This window comes from Sporosarcina sp. ANT_H38 (genome assembly GCF_008369195.1).
Classification (GTDB): Bacteria; Bacillota; Bacilli; order Bacillales_A; family Planococcaceae; genus Sporosarcina.
Genome location: NZ_VOBC01000001.1, coordinates 1,324,121 through 1,338,389 on the forward strand (window position 1 = coordinate 1,324,121; position 14,269 = coordinate 1,338,389).

Below are 14,269 nucleotides of genomic sequence, written 5' to 3' on the forward strand. Positions count from 1 at the left end.
GGGCGGTTTTGTGTTTTTATTCCGTAATTTTACGGGTTTACATACGGATTCATGGATTTACCCGCGTTTTCATGAACTTCCCAGCGGAACTACGGATTTACCCGCGGTTTCATGAGTTTACCCGCGATTGTCGGTATTCACGTTGTTCTTATTACAATAGCGAGTAATTTCCTCAGTATCCGCAATGTTTGATCCGTGAAACTATCCACTGAATTTGATGAAGCAGTTTTATTGCCAAAAATCATTGAGAAAAGGGCTTTTTGATCAACAGTCGGTTCTTCCGTCGAAAGAAATAAATGAATGATGGAAATACCTTTCTTTTCGGTTTCCATTACCGCTTCTGCTGTATCGAGGATACCGTTCCGATCATAGCCGAACGCCGACGGTTCCCCATCTGAGAAGACTAGCAGAAACTTGTGCTTTTCCCGTCTCACTGCAAGTTGATCAGCCATCCATCTAATCGCGAATCCGTCGCGATTGTCTTCATTTGCATCAAACGACAAAATTGATAAACCATTATCCTTATTGCGGTCAGCAAACGTATGCATCAGGCCAAATACGTTTGGTTGAACTTCTTTTGTAGCGTGATTTGCATCCTCATAATAGGACGATATTTCATGGCTGACCTCCAGTTGACGGAGCACATCATGAAACAATAGAACAGCCTGTTTTGTTTCATCTAATTTGTCAAGCATCGAAGCAGATCCATCAACGAGTAGGCCGAATACTGCATCAAGTTTAACAGAGGGCGCATTCTTCCTGTAAAACGGTTTCGGTCGTTCATCTACAACCATCGTCGTTAATTTCGTCGACAGTCGCCCTTTCATAAGGCGTTCACGTTTCGAATCCTGTTTCAAATCGATTCTTTTCTTCATCTCCTCGACGAAGGAACGGACATACGGCATTTGCTCTTCTCGCCAAATGGTCAATTGTTGACGGTTTTCAAGCTCATCGACTACTTTTATCCGTTGTTCCTCGTAGACGACGTTTACATGCTCTTTTCCATACATCTTGCCCGCCTTCATCTTTTGATCGCGCTTGTCCGTTTTATCACTGGTGTCATCCGTCCAACGGTCGCTGTCATTCCCCTCTGAATCACCTGAGCCCGTCTCTTCGACCTGAGCCTCTTCGCTACCGGGAGTTCCATCGCTAGCGTCACTCTTACCAGAGCGACCGTGTTCAAGTTCAAATTCTAGATGGACGCCTGACTCACTTTCGCTTTCACGATGCCAGGACCGAAACACTTCTTCGATTGTCTCTTTAGGAACTATCTCGCCTTCTTCAGCGTCAGACATCCCTTTATGATAATGAAAAACCGTATTTTCTTCAGTAATGGAATCCCCCGCTGAATAATACTGGTGGACAAGATCCTTGTCAATTGAGCCTTCTACAATCCCGCTAATTCTATCTGCGATAACTGTATTGTCATTTGTACTTTTTGAGTCATATGCGTGTTGCAGAACGGATTGAATGAGCCCATAGTCGATAGAGTGGCCCCCCCAATCAATGGACGTTTCTGCAAACAGTCCTTCATGGAGTGAGATGAATAACTGATTTATCATTGCATCAGCAAGAAAATTTTTCTGTATATTCGAAGTATGCGCATTGCGATGGAAGTTGACGTAGGCTTCCCTTCTAACTCCAAATGCACTTGCTGTTCCTGGTCTTTCCTTTGTAATTGCATCAATCAAACGAAACTCTTCAAGCATCAACATTAATTCAGATGTGAATTTCCGGAGTGAATACAAGCTAATTGAACGGGTAAAATTAATCCATGTATTTACACTGAAAAGCTTCCAATAACCCGCAGTTAATAAATAGATATCAGACAGACGGCCTGCATGAATCACCTCGTCCGTTCGGTGACGCCAAAACACACTCATTGAGATAACTCCTTCTTGAGGACGGAATTCAAGAAGCTTTCGTTCTGTTAATTCAATGAAAGGAGCGTCAGCTAATGCTCTCCCTAACCTTTCATACAATAAAAGCGTCTTGGCATCGACCGTTTCGTCATTGAATTGAATAAATCGATTCATCTTCACCATAGTAACTGCCTCATTTCACCCAAGTATCAACTAATTCCATGACGAGTCTGCGTTCAATGGTATCATCCAGCTTCTCAGCGATGGCATACTGGACTGCACGCTTCACGGGTATATGTTCAGCTAGCCCCATTGCGTCGAGCAGGCTTCTAACAGATGCTGCCTCATCAGATAATAAACCGTTCATCACCTGTTTTTTCAAATCATTGCTGATTTTAAGGAATGTCTCGGTAAGCTGTTTCGATGCAAACGGGAATGTATCCTTCATGACTAATTCCAATTGTTCTCCAGTCAAGTATGGTACTGTGAACGATACAAAACGGTTTTTTAACGCTTCATTCATCGGGGATGTTCCAACATAACCTTCGTTTATAGCTGAAATTACAGTAAAATCCTCATGCGCATAAATCACTTCACCTGTAAATGGATTTGTTAGCATACGACGATGATCCAAAACACTATGAAGAATGGGCAACGTTTCAGGTCTCGCCATATTAATTTCGTCGATATATAAAATATGCCCTTTTTTCATGGCTTGGACTACAGGACCTTCGACAAATTCAATAATAGTCTCCCCATTTTTACTAATTATCGTTTTAAAACCAAGCAGTGCTTCAGCATCCAAATCGACTGAACAATTTATGCTTCGCATCGGCTGATTGAAGTAATGTGAAATCGTTTGGGCTAATTTCGTTTTTCCTGATCCAGAAGGCCCTTTCAATAATACTGGTTTTTTCAATACAATACTGATGAGCACGTCATCCCATAAATGGGGACTCGGAGATACATAACCGCCTTCTTGGATCAATCTCACTGCTGCGGTATCATGTGTTTTCGTTGACCTAAGTTGCAGTTCTTTTTCTACTAGCGAATTCATATACTAATCTCCTTATAAAAAAGCCCGCACACCAATTAGCGGGTAGCGGGCTTTTCGTTTTTGTCCTAATAAATATAAAATCTCGTATTGTGGAAAATTTTCAACCTTGTAATTTCACATCTAGACTTTCAACGCTTTTCGGTGCTGAACAGGCGCTTCCGCTTTTGATTATTCAAAATACGTTTTATAATAGCCTCCGACTTTCCCGGAATTATCGAGGATGAAAATAAACTCTTCTGTTTCGTTTTTCACTTCATATTCTTTACCTGGTGTCAGAACATTGTTCACTACATACTTTTCAGCGTCTGAATGTTTACAGACGACGGTTCGGATTGCAGGTGCAGTCATCCAATCTTTGAATGTCATTGTTAATCACGCCTTTTCTGTGGAGTGGATAAGGAAAAATCGACCCGCTATCAATAACGGGCCGATCACCTAACTAGTTTTGTCTAGACTTCGGGGGCACAATGCCTCGAGTCACTTCAATCTTGTTGCTAGAGGCAAAGAGCGCTTTTTGGAGCCCTACGCTTTTATTTTAAGATCCTAGAAGAAGATCTTCCGGATTTTCAATCAATTCTTTAACCATTTTCAAGAAGCCAACTGAATCTTTACCATCGATAACACGGTGGTCATAAGAAAGAGCAACATACATCATTGGACGAATTTCAACATTGTTACCAATAGCTACTGGACGCTTTTGGATCGTGTGCATGCCAAGAATTCCGACTTGCGTACCATTCATAATAGGTGTTGACATTAATGAACCGAAAACGCCACCGTTTGTAATTGTGAATGAACCGCCTGTCATATCTGCGATTGTCAATTTGTTGTCTCGTGCTTTTTTCGCAAGTTCTACGATCGTTCCTTCGATTTCTGCGAAGTTTTTACGATCAGCGTCAACTACGTTTGGTACAACTAGTCCGCCATCTGTTGATATAGCTACACCAATATCGTAGAAGTTTTTAAGAATGATTTCATCGCCATCGATTTCTGCGTTAACATAAGGGTATTTCTTAAGTGCAGCAACAACTGCTTTCGTGAAGAATGACATAAATCCAAGACGAACGTCGTTTTGCTCGAAGAATTGGTCTTTCTTACGTGAACGTAGTGCCATAACGTTTGTCATATCGATTTCATTGAATGTTGTAAGCATTGCAGTAGACTGTTTTACTTCAAGCAGACGTTTAGCGATTGTTTGGCGACGACGTGTCATCTTCTCGCGAGTAACACGTCCATCTTCTACTACTGCAGCTGCTTTTGGTGCAGTAGCTGCTGGTTGTGCTTTAGGAGCTGTACCGTGTGCTTCAACGTCTTGGACACGAACGCGTCCCATTGGATCAACCGGTGATACTGCCGCAAGATCAATACCTTTTTCACGAGCAAGTTTACGTGCTGCTGGACTTGCAATTGTACGGTCTGATCCGTTTGCCTCTTCAGTAGCTACTGTTGCAACTGGTGCTGCTTCCACTTTTTGAACAGTTTCTGCTACTGGTGCAGGTGCAGATGGAGCTGCAGCTGGTGCGCCTGAACCTGAACCAACGATTGCAATGACTTGACCAACTTGGACTGTATCGCCTTCCGCTGCAAGGTGCTCTTGAACAATCCCCGCTTCTTCTGAAATGATTTCAACGTTTACTTTGTCTGTTTCAAGTTCAACGATGAATTCACCTTTCTCAACGCTTTCACCAGGTTGTTTCAACCATTGTGCAACTGTTCCTTCTGTAATCGATTCTGCAAGTTCTGGTACTATGATCTCTGCCACAATAAATTCCTCCTCAAGTCTACCGTTATTACGGTCTAAACAATCAAATAATATATTATTATAACTTCACGTAACCTTACTTCTTCAATGCTTCATCGAGAATGCGATTCTGTTCAATCTTATGTGATTCTCCGTCCCCTTCAGATGGGCTTGCACGGTGAATTCGTCCAACATAGGATACTTTCTTACCATTCGAAACCTCACGGATATAAGAATTTGCAAAATGCCATGATCCCATGTTTTTCGGTTCTTCTTGTACCCAAACAAGTTCTTTGGCATTCGGATAGCGTAAAATGATATCACTCACTTTGTCAGCTGGGAACGGATAGAGCTGTTCCACACGGACTATATGCAAATGATCAAAGCCTTTACCATCTTTCACACGTTCAGCAAGGTCAATCGCCATTTTTCCGCTTGCGAATAAGATTTTTTCAACTTTATCTGTGTTCTTTCCTGTTCCTGGTTGTTCAAGCACGGTTTGGAAATGGCCTTCTGTCAAATCGTTGACATCAGCACCGACGAGCGGGTGACGAAGCAGCGATTTTGGCGAAACAATAACAAGCGGACGCATCGATTTATCACCGAGCATTTTTGCTTGTCTGCGAAGAATATGGAAATAGTTCGCCGCGCTAGAAAGGTTTGCAACCGTCCAGTTATTTTCCGCACAAAGTTGCAGATAACGTTCAAGTCTTGCGCTTGAGTGTTCAGGTCCTTGCCCTTCATACGCATGCGGCAATAGCAATACGAGTCCAGACTGCTGACCCCACTTGGCGTAGCTTGAAGAAACGAACTGATCGAACATTACTTGTGCCATATTCGAAAAGTCTCCATACTGCGCTTCCCAAATCGACAATACTTTATGGTCTTCTAAGTTATAGCCGAACTCATATCCGACAATTCCAGCTTCCGACAAAGGACTGTTATAAGCGACGAATGATGCTTTTGAACCACTAATGTGGTGAAGCGGAACAAGTTCGTCCCCAGTTTTTTCATCGTGAAGGACTACATGACGGTGTGCAAATGTTCCACGTTGGACGTCCTGACCAGTCATCCGGATTGGATTACCGTCTTGAAGGATTGCACCGAACGCTAGCGTTTCAGCATGTGCCCAATCGATTTTCCCTTTTCCGTTGAACGGTTCTTCACGACGTTTCAGGATTTTCCCAAGCTTCCCAAATACATTGAAGTTTTCAGGATACGTAAGTAACTCTTCATTGATACGGCGAAGGTTTGCTTCATCCGTGCCAGTTTCAAGATCTCTTGGATACCCTGCAAGTACTTCTTCCGGCGTAGCGTTTGAAATCACTGCTTTTGCTGAAGTATGTTCTTTTACTTTGTCATATGCTGCCTGCATCGTTGCAAAAACAGCCGAGTCCAGTTTCATTACATCTTCTTCAGTCAAAATGTTAGCAGACGAAAGTTCAGAACCGTATAGTTCACGAACTGTTGGATGCTCATGGATTGAATGGTACATAACTGGATTCGTCACAAGTGGTTCATCCATTTCATTATGTCCATAACGTCGGTAGCCAAGAAGATCAATCAGAATATCTTTACTGAACTTTTGGCGGTATTCGAATGCGAATGATGCAGCTGCGATAACTGATTCAGGGCTATCCGCATTAACGTGCAATACTGGAACTTCATATCCTTTTGCAGGATCGGAAGAATAATGTGTTGATCTAGAATCGTAATATTCAGTAGTGAATCCAATCATGTTATTCGCAATGACATGAATAGAACCGCCTGTTTTGAATCCACGAACACGGCTATAGTTAAATGATTCTGGCACAATTCCTTGTCCAGGGAATGCAGCATCTCCATGGATAAGCACTGCGTAAGCAGCATCTGTTTCTAGTACAGGAATTCCCGGGTTATCCGTGTTCTCCTGTGCAGCCCTTGTTTGTCCTGTAACAACAGGATTGACGACTTCCAAATGGGATGGGTTATAAGCAAGGAAACGCTGCATGCCCGATTTGCCTTTATATAAGGCACCCATATGGTATTTCACATCGCCGAACCAACCGCGTGTTGTTTCAAGTGAACCGTCTGTTGGAAGGAAGGGTCCTTCAGGAACGCCTGCAAATTGTGCAAACATTGTTTCATAAGGTTTATTCAAAATATGTGTAAGTACATTTAAGCGACCCCGGTGAGCCATCCCAATCAGTACTTTTTTCGTTTTTTGTTCTTCTGAAAGACGAACGAGTTCATCTAGGAAGACAACTAGTGTATCAAGACCTTCAATAGAGAATCGTTTAGCTCCGACGAAAGTCCGGTGGATGAATTTCTCAAAACCTTCAATTTTCGTCAATCGTTCGAGAAGTGCTTTTTTCTCATCTACAGATAATGTAGCGGAAACATTGCCATTTTCAATTTTGGATTGAATCCAATTTCTTTCATCTTCGTCAATGACATGATCGAACTCATAGGCGATTTTACCTGTATACAATGACTTCAAATAATTCACTGCTTCAAGCCCATTTTCTACACTTGCAGGAACATTTTTAAAGAAAAGAGATGCTGGCATTGCTTGTAAATCACTTTCTGTAAGTCCATAAGTGGAAAGTTCGAGACGTGTTGAGTCTTTTGGACGATCGCTAAGCGGATAGATATCTGCTGCAAGATGTCCGTATGTACGGATTGCTGTTTGCAACTGATAGGCGGACAATACTTTACCGAAATCGCCAGGAGCAACTGCCCCAACCGCTTTATCCTGTTCTGTGTTACTCATTGTAGGCGCACCAAAACTGCTGAACATCTCGGCAAGTTCAGCATCTATAGAATCAGGTGACGTTTTGAACAGTTCGTACATTTCCATTATATACCCAAGGTTCGGACCCGAAAAAGCAGCATAAGGGGAACGATGAGCGTCAGCATTGTTCGACATGATAAATGACCTCCACATTTGCCAAAAGGCATATTGTGATTATATTTTTTATCCTCGTTAATTTTACCACGCAAACACTTTAACTGAAAGGGTTTAACGTTAACTCTTTAACTTTATTACCGTCAACTAGAATACACTCTTTTCTAATTACTTGCAACCATTCGTTAATCTGCCGAAAAATTATAATTCGGCTATTCCAGCTATTTTCGGTGTGACAGAATCATTTCAACCATTTCTTCAGGTATTTTGGGTGTGGCTACTTTTTTCATATTACTAATTAAACCCTCTTTCTCAGATGCAAAAGAAGCGAATTCTTCGGATAATGAACGTAACTCTACATCTTCCTCTTTCAACACGTGTGCAAGGCCAAGCGATTTAAAATGTGATGCATTTAAAATCTGATCCCCTCTGCTCTTTGCTGCAGAAAGTGGAATAAGTAGCATTGGTTTACGTAATGCCAGTAATTCAAAAATCGCATTTGACCCAGCTCTTGAAACCGCAAAGTCAGATGCTGCGAGTAAATGTGGCAGGCCTTCCGTTACGTATTCAAATTGTGCATAGCCGTGAGTACCTTCTAGCTTGTCATCAAGATTTCCCTTCCCACAAAGATGGATAATATCGAAGGTACGCAAAATTGCAGGTAAATCTTTTCGTACAGCATCGTTGAGGACGGATGAACCCTGACTTCCGCCCATGATGATTTGAACGGGTTTCTCACCTGATAAGCCTGCAATACGCAACCCCTCTTTCCGTATGCCATTGAACAACTCTGGCCTGATGATTGCACCAGAACAGGTTGCTTTTCCAGCGGGCACATATTTTAGTGTCTGCTCGAACACAGTAAAAATGTGATTGGAAAATGGTAACGCCATTTTATTTGCAAGGCCAGGTGTCACGTCAGATTCATGTATGACGACAGGTATCTTCGCCATTTTCGCTGCCAGAACTACCGGTACTGAAACAAAACCGCCTTTAGAGAAAATTATTTCTGGTTTGACTTTTCTGATGACCGCTAACGCTTGTAGTACACCCGCACCAACACGGAATGGATCTGTAAAATTTTTCATAGAGAAATAGCGTCTTAATTTACCGCTTTGAATAGCATGGTAAATAACTTCAGGGTGACCATCACGGATTAATTCATTTTCGATTCCAGTATGTGATCCAATATAATGAATTTCATATCCTTTTTCGCTAAACACAGGGATAAGTGCTTCATTCACGGACACATGACCTGCCGTGCCGCCCCCTGTCAATAATATAACGGGCCGTTTCATTGGCATTCACCTCTTCTACATTAAGAAATATTTTATAACTTTACTTTACATCATAGCCATTATAGCAAACGAAGCGTGGTACAATGGTGTTTAATTGTAGAATAAAGGGTGATTTTTTTGCAAACTGCAGTTCCACTGAAGAAAAAGTCGTTCAGATTGGCAAAAATCGTCTTGCCAATCCTTGTTACACAAGTCGCTCTGTATATGATGACGTTCTTCGATATTCTTATGACAGGGCGATATGATACATACCATCTCGCCGGCGTTACAATCGGATCTTCTTTCTGGGTACCGGTCTATACAGGGCTTGCTGGTATATTGATGGGACTGACACCAATCATCGCTCAGTACGTAGGAGCACGCTTACATGAAGAAGTAAGACCTTCGGTGCAACAAGGCCTTTACGTATCAGTTGCATTGGCTGGAATTGTCTTTGCCATTATTCTATTCGCAGTTACACCTATACTAGAAGCAATGCCACTTGAGGATGAAGTACGCATTGTCGCAGCGGACTATTTGACAGGAATGAGCTTCGGCCTATTCCCCCTCTTTGCTTATACAGTGCTGCGTTCGTTTTTCGATGCGCTTGGAGCGACACGCGTTTCGATGTTCATCATTTTATTATCCGCCCCTATTAACATCTTCATAAACTACTTGCTCATTTACGGGAATTGGGGCTTTCCTGAACTTGGCGGTGCTGGAGCCGGATACGCATCCGGTATAACGTATTGGCTCGTGTTCTTCATTGCTTGTGCTGTCGCTTGGGCGGGTAAGCCGTTTAACAAATTCGCGCTCTTCCAAGGATGGGAAAAAGTTTCATTTAGTAGATGGAAAGCAATTTTATTCATCGGTGTGCCAATTGGGATTTCAATATTTGTAGAAACAAGTATCTTTTCCGCCGTGACACTGATGATGAGCAATTATTCTACCGCAGTTATTTCTGCACACCAAATTGCTCTCAATTTCACATCGCTATTGTACATGCTACCACTCAGCATTTCGATGGGTGCAACAATACTCGTTGGTCAGGCTGTTGGTGCTGGACAGATGCGAGACGCCAAACAGTATAGTTTTCTAAGTGTCGGGCTGGCCATCGCGTTCAGTTTTGTGTCTATTGTAATTCTGCTCGTGTACAGGGCCCCCATCGCTTCCCTCTATACGACAGATGGACAGATTATCGGATTGGCAACACAGTTCTTCATCTATGCTGCGCTATTCCAGTTGTCTGACGCAATTCAGGCTCCTGTTCAAGGTGCATTACGAGGCTATAAGGACGTAAATATGACATTCGTCATGGCGATTGTCTCTTATTGGGTGCTTGGTTTGCCGATTGGGTATATAATGGCGACGTTCACTGAGCTTGGTCCATACGGGTACTGGATTGGTCTCATCGCGGGCTTGACAGTAGGGGCGATCACATTGACAGTTCGACTCCTTTATATCCAAAAAAAGAAGTTTATATAGAGTCTAAAACCCGTGATGCTGTCATGCATTGCGGGTTTTTATGCTTTTCAGATTAATATACCAGTCCTAATAATCTCCGCTTTAACTTTGACGTTAATATCCAACCCGGAAAATGTGCTAGCCCTCCCTATACATCAAGACTTCTCGGTAATGGTATAGAAGTTGCTCAGTCCAAAGCAACCCTATGGCAACTGTACAAGGGGCCCTAATGTTTGATCAAGTTGTTTACTAGTGAATTTCGGATTATAGAAACATGGTCTTTTAAACATAAGAATCGCGGTATTAGGACAAGCGCGATATGAAAAACAAATCAAGTCGTTCCACTAACGAAATCGCCTACGTCTTCGAGATATACACAATAGGCTATTTATAACCAAAAGATATCCTCCAAACCGATATTAGTATCGGTCTGGAGGATATCCTTTTATCTGCTATTATTTTTGAATGAACTGTTGAGTCCAGTAGTTACCGTTTTTATCATAACCAATGCCGATGTGTGTGAATCCAGGTGTTAAGATATTTTGTTTATGCCCTGGCGATTCCATCCAACCTTTTACAACTTCTGCAGCCGTGCGTTGCCCCATAGCAATATTTTCCGCTGCCGATTTATACGTTATACCATTTGATTTCATTTGATCAAACGGTGAACCGTATGTCGGGCTTGTATGCGAAAAGTATCCTTTTGAAGCCATATCTGTTGATTTTTGACGTGCCGAGTTCATCAACTTAGCATCTGATTGTAATGGTTGAAGACCTGCTTTTTGTCTTTCTGCATTTGTAAGGTCAAGTACCGCTTTTTCAATCGCTGAAACTGATGTATCTGGTGTTGTTTCAGACGGTGTTTCCGGAACTACTTCAGACGGCTTTTCCGGTGTTGGCTTAACCGGTGTAGTTGCTTCCGGTTTCGGTGTTGGTGCCGGCTTAGTCGGAGCTGGTTTTTCAACCGGCTTAACTGTAACTGGTTTATTCACCGGTTTAGTGATTGGCTTGACTACAACTGGCTTAATTACCTGATTGTCAACAATCACAGTGTTTTTTGCATAAGACAATGCTAAACTGTAAAGTTGCTCAAAATTACTATTCTTTTCAAGCAAAACCTTGTACATATCGGGTTGTTTGTCCCCCCCAATATAGCTTTGAATGTACTTTTTCACCTGTACATTATTGTCCAAATTTGAAGCTTCTACATTGTTGTTGTTCGGCAGTAAGAGCGCCGAACCGAGCATGAGTACTGCAATCGATTTTTTCATCTCATTACTCCTCCCTTCGCAATCTATCATAACGCGAGGGAGATTCAGAATATCGGTCATTTCTTCCAGTCTATCCAATAACTAATCAAATACTTGTATAAAAGACCTCATTCGTAATAGGATTGGATACATTTGGTCAATTATCTTTATATTTCATCTGAAAAGGGGTTGACGCCCTCGTAATTTATCGATTCGATGCCTTCTCCTATAATAACAAGACGGGGTTCCATCTTGACGTATTCTGGTAGCCAGTTCACCATTCCATAGGCATATTGAAATAAGAAAGGATTTTTACTGCCGCTTATTGGAACATAACCTTTCATTCTATAAACTGTATCTGGAAGAGATTTCACCCAGTCTTCAAACTCTTCTTTATTAACGCTTTTAGTGAATGTAAGAAGTTTTGAAGAAAGCGGTAATCCTTTTCCTGTTATGATTTGCTTATCCGCACTTTTTTCCGATGAACTAAGGACTTTCTCTATGAAGGTAAATCCCATTTTTGCTCCCGTCGTTTGTATGATTGGAGCAGATTCATTAAAGTTGGACAGTTCAAATGTCACTTTCGCTACTTCCTCTTCAGTTAGAAGATCTACTTTATTCGCAATAAGTAAATGAGCATGACGAATTTGTTCCATAAATAAAGCACGAATTTGCGGAGACAGCTTGTCACGTTCCAACCAACGTTTTGAGTCCGCAACCGTTACGATCCCTTTAATGTTGAGTCGGTCCGCGAATAAGGGTGAGTAGATAGCGTCGAGTGCTTCCACTGGGTGTGCTGCACCCGTCGTTTCAATTAAGATGACATCGATATCATCATTTTCTTCTAGCAGTCCTTGAAGCTGTGCTTCGGTCTTTTCAGAACCTGAACAACAGATACATCCGTCCAGAAGCTCTTTAAGCGGAACTTGCCCTACCCCTTCTACAGCATTTGAATCGATAGGCAATGCACCAAATTCATTCATCAATACAGCAGGCTTCTTTCCTTGTTCTTTTAATTGTGCAATTGTATGAAGTAACAGTGACGTTTTCCCACTTCCGAGAAAGCCGCTAAATAAGTATACATCTATCATATGTAGGCCTCGTTTCATTTTATTTAATTTAATTTAAAAAAGCGTCCGGCCGGTTTAGGACTGGACGCTTTTCAGTTATTTCCCTACTTTTTCAAGCAAAACTTCTTGTGCTTTCATCAGCTGAGGGTCCTCTTCTTGGATTTTGGTCCGAAGTTTTTCCATTAGACCGTATGTTGTATCCCCTAAGAGAATTCCATTCACGTCGAGCGCTAGATCCTTTTGAAGTTTTTTGACGGCTTGCGTTGTTTTCACATCAAACATGCCATCAATTTCACCTGGTTCATAGCCAACAGCTTTAAGCATTTCCTCTGCCGCTTTAATGGAAGGCGAAAGCATACCATCTTTCATTTCCATTTTAGAATCAAGGAACGGAAGCATTGCATAGGATGGATACGGTACTTTGACATCCGGTTCAATTCCTTTTTTATGAATCCAGTTGCCGTTAGGCGTGAGCCATTTTGCTGTAGTCAGTTTTAAATTCGAACCATCGGGAAGATTTTTTGGTGATTGAACGGTACCTTTACCGAATGTCTTTACACCGATAAGTGGCACATTAGCAGATTCTTTTAGTGCACCTGCTAGTATTTCTGAAGCTGAGGCACTACCGTCATCGATGACGAGTGCAACCGGTACTTTAACCTTTCTTTTTCCAGAGGCTGTGAATAATTCTGGCTCTAAGCCTTTTTCTTCATATTGGAATATGTTCTTTCCATTTTCCAAAAATAGATCGGAAATTTTGATGGCTATGTCAAGTCTACCGCCTGGATTTTGGCGTACATCGACAACTAAGCCTTTCATACCTTTAGCTTCCATCTCATCAAGGGCAACAAGTAGTTCATCGTATGTTCCTTCAGAGAAGCTTGTAAGATGAATATGCGCAATTCCATCGTCAAGCATTTCTGCGTAGACAGTTTCAATTGGTATAACATCACGTTCGATTTTCACATCAACCGGTTCAGCCGTTTCCCCACGTTTAATAGTTAAGGTAACAGTTGTCCCTTTTTCTCCACGGATAAGAAGGACCGCTTCTGAAGAAGACATTCCTTGGATACTTTCACCGTCGACTGCAATGATTGTATCGTTCGGTAATAGCCCAGCCCGTTCTGCAGGTGAATTTTTAATAGGGGAAACGACGTTGATATATCCATCAAGTTCTTGGATTTCGGCGCCAATCCCTTCGAAGCTTGATGAGATACTTTCATTTAACTGCCGGGTTTCCTTCTCATTCAAATAATCTGAATAAGGGTCACCAAGTGCTTCAATCATTCCATTGATAGCGCCGTCAATGACAGTTGTTTCGTCAATGTCTTCGTAGTAGTTCCCTTTCATTTCATCATATGCTTCATATAATTTCATGAATTCTTTCCGGTCATTTGCCGTTTGTTTTTGAGGGTTTACAACTTCGACGACTTTTTCATCACCTGTTGTTAACACAAAAAACGTAATGGCGGCAGTAGCTAGGACCAGTCCAAATACAAGCATAACAAAGGAGAACGGTTTTAGTTTAATGAATCGTTTTGCCGGCGGTTGAAAACTTGGTTCATTTTCTTGTCCTTGGCCATTGTTCTCTTCCATCCCATTCCCCACTCTCTACTATTAATACAAGATTCTATTCTGTCCGACAATAGCGGTAGACACTT

General features: G+C 41.9%; 10 protein-coding genes. 1 reads left to right on the top strand and 9 read right to left on the bottom strand.

The window, feature by feature from the left end; translation table 11 throughout:
• Positions 1–137 precede the first annotated feature (137 nt).
• The 6 genes from FQ087_RS06240 to FQ087_RS06265 all read right to left on the bottom strand — a co-directional run bounded on the left by FQ087_RS06240 (position 138) and on the right by FQ087_RS06265 (position 8,845).
• Complete coding sequence (locus FQ087_RS06240) at positions 138–2,045, bottom strand: hypothetical protein (RefSeq protein WP_149579632.1); 1,908 nt, start codon at positions 2,043–2,045, stop codon at positions 138–140.
• A 10-nt stretch (positions 2,046–2,055) separates the two neighbouring features.
• Complete coding sequence (locus FQ087_RS06245) at positions 2,056–2,919, bottom strand: AAA family ATPase (protein WP_149579633.1); 864 nt, start codon at positions 2,917–2,919, stop codon at positions 2,056–2,058.
• A 168-nt stretch (positions 2,920–3,087) separates the two neighbouring features.
• Positions 3,088–3,285, bottom strand: a complete 198-nt coding sequence (locus tag FQ087_RS06250) for a DUF6501 family protein (protein WP_149579634.1) — start codon at positions 3,283–3,285, stop codon at positions 3,088–3,090.
• A gap of 169 nt (positions 3,286–3,454) precedes the next feature.
• Positions 3,455–4,681 (bottom strand): 2-oxoglutarate dehydrogenase complex dihydrolipoyllysine-residue succinyltransferase, encoded by a 1,227-nt coding sequence (gene odhB, locus FQ087_RS06255; RefSeq protein WP_149579635.1) that lies wholly within the window; start codon positions 4,679–4,681, stop codon positions 3,455–3,457.
• Positions 4,682–4,757: 76 nt separating this feature from the next.
• On the bottom strand, positions 4,758–7,568 hold the full coding sequence (locus FQ087_RS06260; protein WP_149579636.1) for a 2-oxoglutarate dehydrogenase E1 component: 2,811 nt from the start codon (positions 7,566–7,568) through the stop codon (positions 4,758–4,760).
• Positions 7,569–7,768: 200 nt separating this feature from the next.
• Entirely contained in the window at positions 7,769–8,845 is a 1,077-nt protein-coding gene (locus tag FQ087_RS06265; RefSeq protein ID WP_149579637.1) for an undecaprenyldiphospho-muramoylpentapeptide beta-N-acetylglucosaminyltransferase, read from the bottom strand.
• A gap of 117 nt (positions 8,846–8,962) precedes the next feature.
• Between FQ087_RS06265 and FQ087_RS06270 the strand changes: the two genes are divergently transcribed.
• Entirely contained in the window at positions 8,963–10,309 is a 1,347-nt protein-coding gene (locus FQ087_RS06270; RefSeq protein WP_149579638.1) for an MATE family efflux transporter, read from the top strand.
• 434 nt (positions 10,310–10,743) lie between these two features.
• Here the strand turns inward: FQ087_RS06270 and FQ087_RS06275 are convergent, their stop codons facing one another.
• From FQ087_RS06275 to FQ087_RS06285, 3 genes are all read right to left on the bottom strand, one after another.
• Complete coding sequence (locus tag FQ087_RS06275; protein WP_188006655.1) at positions 10,744–11,559, bottom strand: CAP domain-containing protein; 816 nt, start codon at positions 11,557–11,559, stop codon at positions 10,744–10,746.
• A gap of 146 nt (positions 11,560–11,705) precedes the next feature.
• Positions 11,706–12,629 carry a CobW family GTP-binding protein gene (locus tag FQ087_RS06280; RefSeq protein WP_149579639.1) on the bottom strand — a complete coding sequence of 308 codons (924 nt, stop codon included), beginning with the start codon at positions 12,627–12,629 and terminating at the stop codon, positions 11,706–11,708.
• A 75-nt stretch (positions 12,630–12,704) separates the two neighbouring features.
• On the bottom strand, positions 12,705–14,204 hold the full coding sequence (locus FQ087_RS06285; protein WP_149579640.1) for a lmo1851 family serine protease: 1,500 nt from the start codon (positions 14,202–14,204) through the stop codon (positions 12,705–12,707).
• Positions 14,205–14,269: the final 65 nt, after the last annotated feature.

Coding starts and splice junctions, on each gene's coding strand:
- FQ087_RS06250 (WP_149579634.1), bottom strand. CDS start 3,285: ATGACATTCAAAGATTGGATGACTGCACCTGCAATCCGAACCGTCGTC.
- FQ087_RS06260 (WP_149579636.1), bottom strand. CDS start 7,568: ATGTCGAACAATGCTGACGCTCATCGTTCCCCTTATGCTGCTTTTTCG.
- FQ087_RS06245 (WP_149579633.1), bottom strand. CDS start 2,919: ATGAATTCGCTAGTAGAAAAAGAACTGCAACTTAGGTCAACGAAAACA.
- FQ087_RS06275 (WP_188006655.1), bottom strand. CDS start 11,559: ATGAAAAAATCGATTGCAGTACTCATGCTCGGTTCGGCGCTCTTACTG.
- FQ087_RS06240 (WP_149579632.1), bottom strand. CDS start 2,045: ATGGTGAAGATGAATCGATTTATTCAATTCAATGACGAAACGGTCGAT.
- FQ087_RS06280 (WP_149579639.1), bottom strand. CDS start 12,629: ATGATAGATGTATACTTATTTAGCGGCTTTCTCGGAAGTGGGAAAACG.
- FQ087_RS06265 (WP_149579637.1), bottom strand. CDS start 8,845: ATGAAACGGCCCGTTATATTATTGACAGGGGGCGGCACGGCAGGTCAT.
- FQ087_RS06285 (WP_149579640.1), bottom strand. CDS start 14,204: ATGGAAGAGAACAATGGCCAAGGACAAGAAAATGAACCAAGTTTTCAA.